Below are 12,523 nucleotides of genomic sequence, written 5' to 3'. Positions count from 1 at the left end.
ACGCGAAAGTTTTACCGCAATTGGCTGGCGTTACCGTACTTTGTCAGTGTGGTGCGGGTATGCTTTCCTTGCAGTGGTAGCGGCCGACCAACTTTTAGCGTAGCGTCATGCGTATTACCGGTTGCAGAACATGCGCAACAGCACCGCTCAGGCTCGTCGCAGGCGAGCCGATCGGACCGCTCTTGCCGCCCAGGGCGTACGTCTCAAGGAAGAGGAAATGGACAGGGAAAAACTACTCCAGCTCCTGAACAGCATCAAACCGCCCAGGCCGGACAGCTTATCGGACGAAGAATTCGAATCGACCATCGACGCCTTCTGCGCCGGCTGCCCGGACCCAATCCAGGCCCGATGGCTCCTGCTCGACTGCCTCGACCCGCTCAGCGATGAAGAACTGGTCGACCGCGCACTGGCGATGCCGCCGAGGACTTAGGGCGTCCCCAGCAGAATAGTCCGTACCTTCCCATCCGCCCCTGGCAGCAGCTGATACAGCCGGTCGAACTCATCGTCGGCAATCTCCGTTCCCGGCGCGCCGCCGAATAGCTTGACCAGCTCGGGCAGGGTATTCGAATGTCCGACCACCACCACCGCGCCGCTCAAGCCGCGCACCTTCTCGACCAGCGCCAGGGGCGCCAGCGCATCGTAGAGTTGCACGTTCAAACCGGTCTGCTGGGCCAGCGGCGCCGCCGTCTGCTGGGTGCGAGCCGTCTTGCTGCTGAAGATGGCCGTGATGCCGGCCCGATGCAGGATGGCCGCGACGTGGCGGGCCCGTTCCTGGCCGCGCGGGCTCAAGTCCGGATCCTGCCCCGCCAGCTTCTCGCCGTGGCGCACGAGGTAGATGGCGCTCGGTTCCGCCGCCGCCAGGCCCGGCAGCAGGGAGAGGGCGGCAAGCGCGGCGCACAGCAGTCGGCGAAACGAGGTCATCCACATCTCCTTGGGTTTAGAGCGGCTGCAGCGGAATGGTGCCGACGGAAGGCGTCGAGCACGGTTCTTCGTCGAAGGCGATGTCGCCGTTCGGGTTGGCGATGCCGTCCGTTTTGAGGTCGACGAAGCCGAACATGTCGCGGTCCATCAGGTGCGAGGGCACGACCGTGCTCAGGGACGAGAAGATGTTCTCGACGCGGCCCGGATGCTTCTTTTCCCAGTCGCGCAGCATGGCCTTGATCTGCTTGCGCTGCAGGTTTTCCTGGGAGCCGCACAGGTCGCAGGGGATGATCGGGAAGCCTTTGACTTCCGCATAGCGTTCTGTATCCGCTTCCTTCACGTAGGCCAGCGGGCGGATCACCATGTGCTTGCCGTCGTCGGAGACCAGCTTGGCCGGCATGCCCTTGATCTTCGCGCCGAAGAACATGTTCAGGAAGAAGGTCTCGAGGATGTCGTCGCGGTGGTGGCCGAGGGCGATCTTGTTGCAGCCCAGCTCGTCGGCAACGCGATACAGGATGCCGCGCCGCAGGCGCGAGCACAGCGAGCAGGTGGTCTTACCTTCGGGGATCAGGCGCTTGACGATGCTGTAGGTGTCCTGGTTCTCGATGTGGTAGGCCACGCCCAGCTTGTCCAGGTAGGCCGGCAGCACCTCGGCAGGAAAATTCGGCTGCTTCTGGTCGAGGTTCACCGCGACGATGTCGAAGTGAATAGGTGCGCGCTCGCGCAAGGTCATCAGGATGTCGAGCAGGGCATAGCTGTCCTTGCCGCCGGACAGGCAGACCATCACCTTGTCGCCGTCCTCGATCATGTTGAAATCGCCGATGGCCTGGCCGACCAGGCGGCACAGGCGCTTGTGCAGCTTGTTGTTCTCGTACGCTTGTTTTTCAGCCTGTTTATCGACGGGCTGCTCAATCACTTCACTCATGCTTCATCCTTGATCTGGAATACTTCGACGCCGACGCCTTCGCAGTCGGGGTACACGTCCGGTTTCATCGTCGACACGCCGGCGGCGCGCACGCGCGGGTGGGCCAGCATGGCCTTGACCACGTCGTCGCAAAGCGTCTCTTGCAGGTGCACGTGGCCCTGGGCGATGCGCCTGGCGATGGTTTCGCGCATGAAGTCGTAGTCGACCACTTCGTGCAGCTGGTCTTCCTTCGGCGTCGACATGGCCAGCGGGATGTACAGCTCGACATTGATCAGGACGCGTTGCTCGCCCTTCTTCTCGAAGTCATGCACGCCGATGTTGATCATGACTTCGTAATTGCGCAGGAACAGGCGACGGCAATCGCGCAGCTGCGGGTGGGACAGGGCGGACAACATAGTGAAACCTTTATTTAGTTAAAAACATCACATCGCGCTGGAGCGGCACCAGGTGCTGGCCGCCGTCGACCAGCAGGGTGGTGCCGGTCAGGGCGCGTGCATTCGCCGCATAGCAGACGGCCTCGACGATGTCCTGCGGAGTGGACGAGCGTCCCAGCGGCGTGACGGTATGGGCCTGCGCGAAGCCGTCCTCGGTCTGGTCGCCGGACACCATCGTGATGCCGGGGGCGACGCCGACCACGCGCAGCTTCGGCGCCAGGGCCTGGGCCAGCATCGTCGTCGCCGTCAGCAGTGCCGATTTGGACAGCGTGTACGACAAAAAATCCGGGTTGAGATTGTACAGTTTCTGGTCGAGCAGGTTGACCACCACCGCCTGGCCGCCTTCCGGCGTCAGGGCGTGCAGTTCCTGCGCCAGCAGCAGGGGCGCGGCGACATTGCACTGCATGTGGGCCGCCAGCAGGCTGGGCGAGAAGTCTGCAGGCTTGTCGTATTCGAACAACGAAGCGTTGTTGACGATGCAATCCAGGCCACCCAGCAGGTGGACTGTTTCACGCGGCAACAAGCGCACGGCATGCTCGTCGGCGAGGTCGGCGTGCAGGGCTACCGCGCGCCGGCCGAGTGCGCGGATCGCGTGCACGACCTCCTCGGCCTCGGCTTGCGAGGCGCGGTAATGGACGGCGACATCCCAGCCGGCCTGCGCCATGCCGAGCGCGATCTCTCGCCCGATGCGGCGCCCGGCGCCCGTCACCAGGGCCACGCGGGCGCGCCCTGCGTGGGCCGGGCGGTCGGTAGTTGCGGTGTCTGTCATGTTCTGCTTGATATGTCCTACAATGGCCGGATGTCCCTACCCGTACCGAATAGCGACGCGCTGGCCGCGTCCCAGGCCTTGCAGCGCCTGATTGCTGCCGAGATCGCCGAACAAGGCGGCGCCATCCCGTTTTCGCGTTTCATGGAACTCGCGCTGTACGCGCCCAACCTGGGTTATTACAGCGGCGGTGCGGCCAAGCTGGGCAGGGATGGCGACTTTACCACCGCACCCGAGATCAGCCCGCTGTTCGGCGCCACGCTGGCGCGAGCAAGCGCCGCTATTATGGCCCAAAGTGGCCCCAACATCATCGAATTCGGCGCCGGCACCGGCAAGCTGGCGCGCGACGTGCTGACCACGCTGGCGGAACTCGGCGTGCAGATCGACAGCTATACCATCATCGAACTGTCGGGCGAGCTGCGCGCGCGCCAGCAGGAGGCATTGAAGGATTTCCCGCAGGTGCGCTGGCTGAACGGCATGCCCGAGGGCTTCCATGGCGCGGTGCTGGCCAACGAGGTGCTGGACGCCATGCCGGTCGAGCTGGTCATGAAGGAGGGCGCCGGCTGGACCCGCCAGTACGTCACCATCGCCGCCGGCGCTTTTACGCTGATTCCCGGTGAGATCGACGCCGCGTTGCTGGAGCAGGTCGAGCGCCAGATTCCGGACGCCAGCACGCTGCAGGACGGCTACCTGACCGAGGTGCACCCGGTGGCCTGCGGCTTCATGCGCTCGCTGGCCGGGATGTTCAAGAGTGGCAAGGGCGCGGCGCTGCTGTGCGACTACGGCTTTCCGGCCCGCGAATATTATTTCGACGAGCGCAGCAGCGGCACCCTGATGTGCCACTACCGCCACCACGCGCACCCGGACCCCTTCTATCTGCCCGGCCTGCAGGACATCACCGCCCACGTCGACTTCACCGCCATGGCGCTGGCTGCGCAGGACGCCGGCCTGGAGGTGCTCGCGTATATGAGCCAGGCCTCCTTCCTGCTGGCGGCCGGCATCGGCGAACTGCTGCTGCGCACCGACCCCGAGGACGCGCTGCGCTACTTGCCGCAATCAAAGGCTGTTCAAAAATTGGTGTCGCCGGCCGAAATGGGGGAACTCTTCAAAGTCCTGCTGGTCGGGAAAGGTGTGGAGGCCGACCCGGCAATTGTGCGTGCGGACCGTAGCCACCGGCTTTAAAATCTGACAACTTGCGCGCCGGATATAAACCCGGCTATGCTGTACCGTCACTACGCTCCGACCTTATGGCCAAAATCCACACACACTATGACAATCTGAAGGTGTCGCGTCACGCGCCTCAGGAAGTCATTCGTGCGGCCTACAAGGCGCTGAGCCAGAAATACCATCCCGACAAGAATCCGGGCGACGAACGCGCCGCCCGCATCATGGCGATCGTCAATACCGCCTACAACATCCTCTCCGATCCGCTGCGCCGCAAGGAGCACGACGACTGGATCGCCTCCGAGGAGTGGGAAGTCGAATGGCTCGAAGGCAGCCATGGCGAGGAAGGCCAGCGGCCGCGCGGCGAGGCCCAATGGGAGCCGCGCCAGGTCGAGGCGCCGTCGCGCTGGCGCTTCCTGCTGGCGCCGCGCTGGTGGGGCGGGATGCTCGCCTTCTTTGCCGGCGGCGTGGTGCTGACCATCCTGCTGGTCGATCCGCCGAAGGTACTGCCGGCCGCGCTGGCCTGGGCCGGCAAGACGCCCGGCGCGGGTACGGCATCCACCCCGAATTCCCCGCCCGATCCGCTCGGCGCCGACACCAGCAACGACGGCTGGGCCCGTCCGGCGGGCCAGGCTGACGCCCCGCCCGACATCAAGGCCCTGGGCGTGACCCAGCTGGTGGTGCCGGCGCGCGCCCCCGACTGCGATACCGACCTGCAGAGCCAGGTCTCGCCGAACGGCGACCCGTGGCCGGCCCAGTCCGGCTACATCGACAGCTTCCCGGTCGGTAACCAGGGCGAGGAAATGCAGATCCTGGTCGACAACAGCAACAATCCCTCGCCGGTGCTGGTCAAGGTCTACGACCTGGACCGCCGTTCGAACGTGCGCCATGCCTATGTGCTGGGGCGCGCCAAGTTCCTGGTCGACAAGCTCTCGGCCGGTAAATACGAGGTGCGCTACCAGAACATCGTCATCGGCGGCACCCGCGCCGAATGCGCCAGCGGCGGCCGCCGCCCAGTCCGCCAAGCCGCCGCCGGCTAGGAAGTGTGGTTTTCTGAGACAGTTCATGTGCCGTCTCAGGTGTGGATTTAAGTATTTTGTTCCCTGGACGTAATATACTCGGACAGCCCCGCGGGCCCATGCAGTCCGCGAGCCCACGCCCAACGCAGGCAGATCGGAAAACACCGGGATATGAACGAACTAGACGGGCTCAACGCCCTGATCATCGAGCCGCATGCCGGGATGCGGGCGACGATCCATAACATGCTGACAATGTGCGGCCTGAGCAAGGTCGACCATGCCGGCAGCTCCAACCAGGCGGTCAAGCATCTCGGGCTCAAGCAGTACGACCTGGTGCTGTGCGAATACGCACTGGAAGGCGGCCAGGACGGCCAGCAGCTGCTGGAGGACGTGCGCCACCACAAGCTGATGCCGCTGGCGACCATGTTCTTCATGGTCACGGCCGAAGGCGACTACGGCAAGGTCGTCAGCGCCGCCGAGCTCGGCCCCACCGACTACATCCTGAAACCCTTCACCGCCGACCGCCTGCTCGAGCGCATCGCCCGCGCGCTCGACAAGCGCAACGTGTTCCTGCCCGTGTACGAGCTGATGGAGTCGGGCAACCAGCGCGAGGCCATCGACCTCTGCATCGAGGGCGAGGAAAAGCATCCGCGCCATGCGATCGACTTCCTGCGCCTGCGCGCCGAGCTGCACATGTTCCTGGGCGAACCAGATCAGGCCGAGCCGATCTACCGGCGCCTGATCGAGGCCAAGGCGATCGCCTGGGCGCGCCTGGGCCTGGCCAAGACCCTGTTCCTGCGCGAGCGCTTCCAGGAGGCGCAGGACCTGCTCGAAGACCTGGTCGAGACCAACAAGAACTTCGTCGACGCCTACGACTGGCTGGCCCGCACCCACGAGGCGGTGGGCGCGCTGGACCAGGCCCAGGCGGTGCTGGGCGAGGCCGTGGCCGTGTCGCCGCATGCGGTGCGGCGCCTGCGCAAGCTGGGCGAGACCGCGCTCGAGGCCGGCGACCACGACACGGCGGAAAAGGTGCTGAAGCAGGTGGTCAGCAAGGCCAAGTACTCGGAATTCAAGGATCCGCAGGACCACGTGCGCCTGGTGCAGACCCTGGTGCGCAAGGGCGATCCGGTGCAGGCGGCGGCCGTGATCCGCGACCTCGACAAGTCGATGGCTTTCCAGAAGGGCACGGCGCTGTGCAGCGCGATCGCCTCCAGCATGGTGCATGAATACACCGGCAACGAAGCGCGCCTGAACGAATCCCTGATCGCGGCGCTGGCGGCGAGCAAGGATGCGCCGGCGCTGGCGTCCGACCTGAAGCTGGAGCTGGCGCGGGTGGCGATCGAGAACAACATGGAAGAGGGCGCCGCCGAGGTGATGCGCGAGGTGATGCGCAACGCCCAGAACGGCGCCGCGATGGGCCGCGCGATGGCGGTGTTCGAAAAGACCGGCCATGGCGACCTGGCCCAGCAGCTGGCCAGGGAAAGCCGCCAGCAGGTGGTCGACCTGGTGGCCGGCGGCGCCGCCAGGGCGAAAGAGGGCGATTTCAAGGGTGCGGTGGCGCTGATGCAGGAAGCGGTGGCCAAGCTGCCCGACAATCCGCAGGTGGTGTTCAACGCGGCGCTAGCGGTCCTCAAATGCCTGGACAATGGCGGCTGGGACGAGCGCCTGGGCCAGCAGGCCATCGCCTATATCGGCGCGGTGCGCCGCCTGGACCCGGTCAACCCGAAGCTGCCGGCGCTGGCCGGCCTGCACCAGCAGGTGCTGAAGAAATACAATAAGGCGCCACGACGCAAATGAACGCTGTACCCCTTTCGCCCCTGGCGGCGGACGATATCCCCGATGGCCGCCGCGTGCGCGCCGCGCTCCTGAACAAGGTCTGCGGCGACGAAGACATGTTCGCGCTCGGCAGCTCGGTCGCGCGCGTGGTGCAGATGGCGTCCTCGGACGACGAAGGCACCCATGCGCTGGCCTATTACGTGCTGTCCGACGTCGCCCTCACCCAGCGCATCCTGCGCCTGGCGAATACCGTCAAGTACCGCACCGCCTCCGGCACCGCCGTCACCACGATTTCACGGGCGATCTCCCTGCTCGGCTTCGACAACGTCAAGACCACCGCGCTGGCGATGCTGCTGGTGGATGCGCTGGCCAGCAGCGAGCATGCGTGGAGCGTGCGGATCGAGCTGGAAGCCTCGCTGTGCGCCAGCCTGGTCGGGCGCGAGATGGCGCGCCACAGCTTTTACCAGGGCGCCGAGGAAGCCTCGATCGGGGCGCTGTTCAAGAACCTGGGGCCGCTGCTGGTGGCTTCCCACGAGCATGAGCGCTACCGCGAGATCAAGACCCTGGCCGGCTCGGGCAAGCACAAGCTCGCGCAGGCGGCGCAGATGATCATCGGCTGCAGCTACGACGCGCTGTCCGAGGCTGTGTTGGGCGAATGGAAGATCCCCGACGTGATCATGCGCGCCCAGCGCCCGCTGCCGGAAGGGACCTTGAAGGTGGCGCTCAACCGCGGCGAATGGATGCGCCAGGTGGCCTCCTTCAGCCTGGATGTGGCGCGCCTGCTGGCCAAGGACGGCGACCCGGCCGGCAGCCCGGAAGCGCAGGCCCTGCTGGCGCGCTACGGCCACGCCCTGAACATCGACGGCAAGCAGCTGGACGAGCTGTTCGCGGCGGTCGCGCAGGAGATGACCGGTCTGCTGCAGAGCATGAACCTGGAACCGGTGCCGCGTCCGCAGGAAAGCGACGGCGACGGCCTGCCCAACGTGCTGCTGCTGGCCACCCTGGGCGCCGGTGAGGAAGAGCAGGGCAACTACCCGAGCGGCAAGCCGAAGAACGCGCGCGAGCTGCTGCTGGCCGGGGTGCAGGACGTGACGCAGATGCGCGCCGCCGGCGGGCACAAGGTCAACGACGTGGTGCTGGCCGTGCTCGAGACGCTCTACACCGCGATGGGCTTCCGCTTCGCCACCGTGGTCCTGAAGGACGTCAAAAGCGGCCAGTACCGCGCCCGTGTCTCCTTCGGCGCGGACAAGGCGGCGACCCAGGCCGGGTTTGCCTTCCCTGCGGCGGCGGGCAACGCCGCCGGGCGCGACCTGTTCTTCCTGGCGATGGCGAACAATGCCGACCTGATGATCTCGGACGCCGCCAGCCCGAAGATCCGCGACCTGCTGCCGGCCTGGCACCGCCAGCTGCTGCCGGACGCGAAGAGCTTCATCGTGCTGCCGCTGGTGGTGGGCCAGGCCCAGCTGGGCCTGTTCTATGCCGACCGCATCCAGGCCGCGCCGGAAGGCGTGCCGCCGGACGAGACTTCGCTGATCAAGGCGCTCAAGAGCCAGGTACTGGCTGCGCTTGCGCCCTGACGAAGTCGCCGAATTCGCGCGCCGGCATCGGCCGGCCGAACAGATAGCCCTGGGCTTCGTCGCTGTGCTTGTCGCGCAGGAAGCCCCGCTGGTACTGGGTCTCGACCCCTTCCGCCACCACCGATAAACCGAGCGAATGCGCCAGCCCGATGGTCGCGCCGACGATCGCGGCGTCGTTCGGATCGTGCTCGATGTCCTTGACGAAGCCGCGGTCGATCTTGATGCGGTCGATCGCGAACAATTTGAGGTAGGCCAGCGAGGAATAGCCGGTGCCGAAGTCGTCGATCGCCAGCTTGAAGCCGCGCGCGCGCAGCTGGCGCAGCAGGGCGCGGGTGTTTTCCGGGTCGCGCATGGCGGCCGTCTCCGTGATCTCCAGTTCCAGCAGCGAGGGGTCGATCGGGTGCTGGACCAGCAGCTGGTCGAGGCGGGCGAGCAGGGCGCCGCCGCCGAACTGGCGCGCCGACAGGTTCACCGCCAGGCGCAGCCCGCCCAGCCCTTCGTGCTGCCATTCCGCCAGCAGGGCCATGGCGCGCGCCAGCACCCAGTCGCCGAGCGGCAGAATCAGGCCCGATTCCTCGGCAATCGGGATGAAGCGGCTCGGCTCGACATCGCCCAGTTCGGGATCGTGCCAGCGCAGCAGCGCCTCGGCGCCGATCACGCGCCCGGTGTCGAGTTCGACCTGGGCCTGCAAATGGACTTCGAAGCCGCCATGTTCGAGCGCCGCCCACATCCGGTTTTCCAGCATCAGGTGCTCGTGGGTGGCGGCGTTCATGGCCGGCGAGAAGAACTGGAAATTGCCGCGGCCCTCGCGCTTGGCGGCGTACATCGCCATGTCGGCGTGGCGCACCAGGGTGTCGGCATCCTCGCCGTCGTCCGGGAACAGGGCCACGCCCACGCTGGCGCCGCTGTGCGCGGTGATGCCGCCCAGGTAATACGGCTGCTGCAGCGATTCGACCAGGCGCACCGCCACCGCCGTCACGCTGTCCGGCGTGAGCGGACCGGCCAGCACGATGATGAATTCGTCGCCGCCCAGGCGCGCCAGGGTGTCGACGTCGCGCAGCAGATCCTTCATGCGCGCGCTGGCGCCCACCAGCAGCTGGTCGCCGGCCTGGTGGCCGAGCGAATCGTTGATCTTCTTGAAGTGGTCGAGGTCGATGAACAGCACCGCCAGCGGCGCGTTCGCACGGCGCGCCAGGGCCAGCTGCTGCTCCAGCCGCATGCCGAGCGCGGCGCGGTTCTCGAGGCCGGTGAGCGGGTCGTGGTGGGCCAGGCGGTGGATGTCGGCCTGCGAGCGGTGCTGCTCGGTCAGGTCGCGCAGGATGCAGACATACATCCGCTCGCCCGGCAGCTTGACCTGCGAGACCGAGACCGCCAGCGGGAAGGGTTCGCTGCGCGCATCGATGCCCTTGAGTTCGCGCTCGTCGATCGGCGCCCCGTCCAGGCGCCGCAGCAGCTCGGCGCCATCCTCGCCGGCCGCGCCGGGCACTAGGGTGGTGAAGTCCAGGCCCTGCAGATGCGTCAGCGGGTAGCCGAACAGCGCCGCCGTGGCCGGGTTGGCCGACACCACCACGCCGCCGGCGTCGACGGTGACGATGGCGTCGCCCGCATTGTCGAGGATGGCCTGCAGGCGCGCCTCGCGGTCGCGCAGGCGCGCGGTGCGATCAAGCACCTTGGCTTCGACCGCGGCGCGCTCGCCGCTGGTCAGCAGCATCAGGGCGCCCAGCAGGGCGGTCAACAGCAGGCCGGCGGTCAGCACGGTCCAGCTGACCAGGCCGCGCTGCTGTTCCATGTAGGCGGGCGTCGGCGAAAACCGCAGCGCATAGGCGCGGCCGCCGTAGGATAGATGTACCCGGTAGTCGGCGCGCTGGACGGGGCGCAGGAAGTCGCCCACCAGCGCATGCGGCTTGCCGTTGCCGACGTCGGCCAGGCTGTAGGTAAAGCCGCCGAAGCCGCTGCGCCTGACCGCCTGCTCGACGAAAGCATGCGCGTCCAGCACCAGGGCCAGCATGCCGACCGGCGCCTGGCCGGCCTCGCCCACTGCGCGCAGCAGCACGATCCCTGTCTTTCCGGTCGAGACCAGCTGCAGCGGCGGCGTGGCGACCGGCTGGGTGCCGCGCAGGGCGCGCCGGGTGGTCTCGGCCCGCCCCGGCGCTGTCATGAAGTCGATGCCGCGCATGAAGCTGTTGGCCGGCGGCCAGGTATAGAGCATCGGCAGGTAGAGCTGCCGCTCGCCTGCCGGCCGCATCTTGTGCTCGGGGCCCATTTCGCGCACGCCGGCGAAGTCCTTGTCGACCTCGGCGCGTACCCAGGCCTCGAAGGCGCTGCGCTCGGCGCTGCTCACCGGCACCATCCAGTTGAGGCCAGTAATGTCGCGCCGGCCGTCGACATAGCCCCTGGCGATGCGCAGGAACTTGTCGCGCGCCATGTATTTGTCTTCGGCGCCCAGGGTGCGCGCAAAGGTGCCGACGAAGCGTTCATGTTCGTTCAATTCCGCCTGCAGGCCGTCCGCCACCTGCTGGGCCTTGAGGCGGTAGGGCTGCAGGTGCTGCTCGGTTTCCCATTTGACAGCCTGTTCGTAGACCGACACCACGGCGGCGGCCGCCAGGACCAGGGGCAGGGCGACCGGCAGGGCGCGGCTGCGCCACAGCGGGCGCGGGCGGCCGCAGATGATCCACACCAGCGGCGCCGCCAGCAGCACGCCGATGGTGTCGCCGGCCCACCAGTTGACCCAGTTGGCCCAGAACTCCGCGGTGGGGACCAGGCCCAGCCAGTACAGGGTGGGCACGCTCATGCCGGCGTTGATCAGGCACATCAGGGGCGCCAGCAGCAGGAAGCGGCCGACGTCGCGCGCCGAATCGAGGGCCGGCCGCGCCAGGCGCCGGAACCACCTGGCGCCCAGCCAGGCCTGCAGCACCGAGCCGAAGGTCGTCACTACCAGGATCACGGCGCCCGCGGACGGGGTGGCGTCGGGACCCAGCCAGCCGCCGGGCAGGTGCAGCAACCCCGAACCGAGGGCGATCGCGGGCAGGATGCGCCAGCCGGTGGTGACCGCAAGCGCGAAGCCGGCGCCGGCCGGCAGGAAGACCGGGGTGGCATAGCCGGGAGGCAGGTCGAGGCCGTCGCTGATGAAGCGCATGGCCACATAAATGCCGACGACCAACAGGCTCGCCAGCAGCAGCTGCGACCAGTGCCATCGTGTCGTACCGGGCGGTGGAATGCGGACCATGCTGGACCCCGTGTTTGGGAGCAGTCTAGCCGCTTCCGTCAATACGCGGCGCTTGAGATAAACTTTCTATAAACAGCCCTTGCGGAGTTGCGGTCGGGTCGCTACAATCACGCCCCGAAGCAACGACACTATGTGAGTCAGATCAGTTCTGATGAAACGGTAGTTGACAGAAGTTTGTCCGTGCTTCATACTCTGCGGTTCTTCGCGGTGGGGTGGCCGAGTGGTTAAAGGCAGCAGACTGTAAATCTGCCCTCTCTGAGTACGCTGGTTCGAATCCAGCCCCCACCACCAAAAAGCGTTGATCGTGTTGTGAATCGAAAGCAGTTGAGTTGAGAAGTACCTCGTGCGGGTGTAGCTCAATGGTAGAGCTGAAGCCTTCCAAGCTTATGACGAGGGTTCGATTCCCTTCACCCGCTCCAGTTTCAAATAAGCCCTTGTAGCTCAGTGGTAGAGCACTCCCTTGGTAAGGGAGAGGCCACGTGTTCAATCCACGTCAAGGGCACCAGAATTCAAAACGGCAGTCAGCAGTACCCGACCGTCAGGCGTGCCTGGTATTTTCAAAAAATCGTTAGGATCTTAGGAGTCAAGAATGGCAAAAGGTAAATTCGAACGGACCAAGCCGCACGTCAACGTCGGCACCATTGGTCACGTTGACCACGGCAAAACCACCCTGACGGCTGCAATCGCAACCGTCCTGTCGAAGAAATTCGGCGGC

General features: G+C 66.3%; 11 protein-coding genes and 3 tRNA genes. 9 read left to right on the top strand and 5 right to left on the bottom strand.

Annotated features, from left to right (window positions below; translation table 11 throughout):
• Nucleotides 1-217: 217 nt before the first annotated feature.
• Nucleotides 218-430, top strand: coding sequence for a hypothetical protein (locus tag LQV39_RS10215; RefSeq protein ID WP_230024996.1), 213 nt, complete (start codon nucleotides 218-220; stop codon nucleotides 428-430).
• Here the strand turns inward: LQV39_RS10215 and LQV39_RS10210 are convergent.
• Genes LQV39_RS10210 through LQV39_RS10195 form a run of 4 tightly spaced genes read right to left on the bottom strand, consistent with a single transcriptional unit; the run spans nucleotide 427 to nucleotide 3,049 of the window.
• The gene (locus tag LQV39_RS10210; RefSeq protein WP_230024994.1) at nucleotides 427-921 is read right to left on the bottom strand and encodes a histidine phosphatase family protein; all 495 of its coding nucleotides are present in this window, start codon (nucleotides 919-921) and stop codon (nucleotides 427-429) included. The two genes, LQV39_RS10215 and LQV39_RS10210, sit on opposite strands and share 4 nt — an antisense overlap.
• A gap of 16 nt (nucleotides 922-937) precedes the next feature.
• Nucleotides 938-1,846 (bottom strand): tRNA 2-thiocytidine(32) synthetase TtcA, encoded by a 909-nt coding sequence (gene ttcA / locus LQV39_RS10205; RefSeq protein ID WP_230024992.1) that lies wholly within the window; start codon nucleotides 1,844-1,846, stop codon nucleotides 938-940.
• Nucleotides 1,843-2,241, bottom strand: a complete 399-nt coding sequence (locus tag LQV39_RS10200; protein WP_230024990.1) for a dihydroneopterin aldolase — start codon at nucleotides 2,239-2,241, stop codon at nucleotides 1,843-1,845. Before LQV39_RS10200 ends, ttcA begins: the two co-directional genes overlap by 4 nt.
• A gap of 10 nt (nucleotides 2,242-2,251) precedes the next feature.
• On the bottom strand, nucleotides 2,252-3,049 hold the full coding sequence (locus tag LQV39_RS10195; RefSeq protein ID WP_230024988.1) for an SDR family oxidoreductase: 798 nt from the start codon (nucleotides 3,047-3,049) through the stop codon (nucleotides 2,252-2,254).
• A gap of 30 nt (nucleotides 3,050-3,079) precedes the next feature.
• Between LQV39_RS10195 and LQV39_RS10190 the strand changes: the two genes are divergently transcribed.
• The 4 genes from LQV39_RS10190 (at nucleotide 3,080) to LQV39_RS10175 (ending at nucleotide 8,582) form a co-directional block, all read left to right on the top strand.
• Nucleotides 3,080-4,228: a class I SAM-dependent methyltransferase gene (locus LQV39_RS10190; RefSeq protein WP_230024986.1), complete on the top strand. Its 1,149-nt coding sequence runs from the start codon at nucleotides 3,080-3,082 to the stop codon at nucleotides 4,226-4,228.
• A gap of 65 nt (nucleotides 4,229-4,293) precedes the next feature.
• Nucleotides 4,294-5,250 (top strand): J domain-containing protein, encoded by a 957-nt coding sequence (locus LQV39_RS10185; protein WP_230024984.1) that lies wholly within the window; start codon nucleotides 4,294-4,296, stop codon nucleotides 5,248-5,250.
• A gap of 150 nt (nucleotides 5,251-5,400) precedes the next feature.
• Nucleotides 5,401-7,026, top strand: a complete 1,626-nt coding sequence (locus LQV39_RS10180) for a tetratricopeptide repeat-containing response regulator (RefSeq protein WP_230024982.1) — start codon at nucleotides 5,401-5,403, stop codon at nucleotides 7,024-7,026.
• On the top strand, nucleotides 7,023-8,582 hold the full coding sequence (locus tag LQV39_RS10175) for an HDOD domain-containing protein (RefSeq protein WP_230024980.1): 1,560 nt from the start codon (nucleotides 7,023-7,025) through the stop codon (nucleotides 8,580-8,582). Before LQV39_RS10180 ends, LQV39_RS10175 begins: the two co-directional genes overlap by 4 nt.
• On the opposite strand, the gene LQV39_RS10170 is transcribed toward LQV39_RS10175, so the two are convergent.
• Nucleotides 8,548-11,808, bottom strand: coding sequence for an EAL domain-containing protein (locus tag LQV39_RS10170; protein WP_230024978.1), 3,261 nt, complete (start codon nucleotides 11,806-11,808; stop codon nucleotides 8,548-8,550). The two genes, LQV39_RS10175 and LQV39_RS10170, sit on opposite strands and share 35 nt — an antisense overlap.
• Before the next feature lie 206 nt (nucleotides 11,809-12,014).
• On the opposite strand from LQV39_RS10170, the gene LQV39_RS10165 reads away from it, so the two are divergent.
• The 4 genes from LQV39_RS10165 to LQV39_RS10150 form a co-directional block, all read left to right on the top strand.
• Nucleotides 12,015-12,099: transfer RNA gene (locus LQV39_RS10165), tRNA-Tyr, on the top strand.
• Between the two features lie 54 nt (nucleotides 12,100-12,153).
• A tRNA-Gly gene (locus LQV39_RS10160) sits at nucleotides 12,154-12,227 on the top strand.
• Nucleotides 12,228-12,238: 11 nt separating this feature from the next.
• Nucleotides 12,239-12,313 (top strand) — tRNA-Thr (locus LQV39_RS10155).
• 84 nt (nucleotides 12,314-12,397) lie between these two features.
• Nucleotides 12,398-12,523 (top strand): GTP-binding protein (locus LQV39_RS10150; RefSeq protein ID WP_229427325.1); only part of this gene is annotated, 126 nt, incomplete at its 3' end.

It is taken from the genome of Massilia sp. Bi118 (genome assembly GCF_918697865.1).
Taxonomy (GTDB): Bacteria; Pseudomonadota; Gammaproteobacteria; order Burkholderiales; family Burkholderiaceae_D; genus Telluria.
The sequence above is the reverse complement of the archived record's forward strand: the minus strand, read 5'-3'. Positions and strand labels throughout refer to the sequence as shown.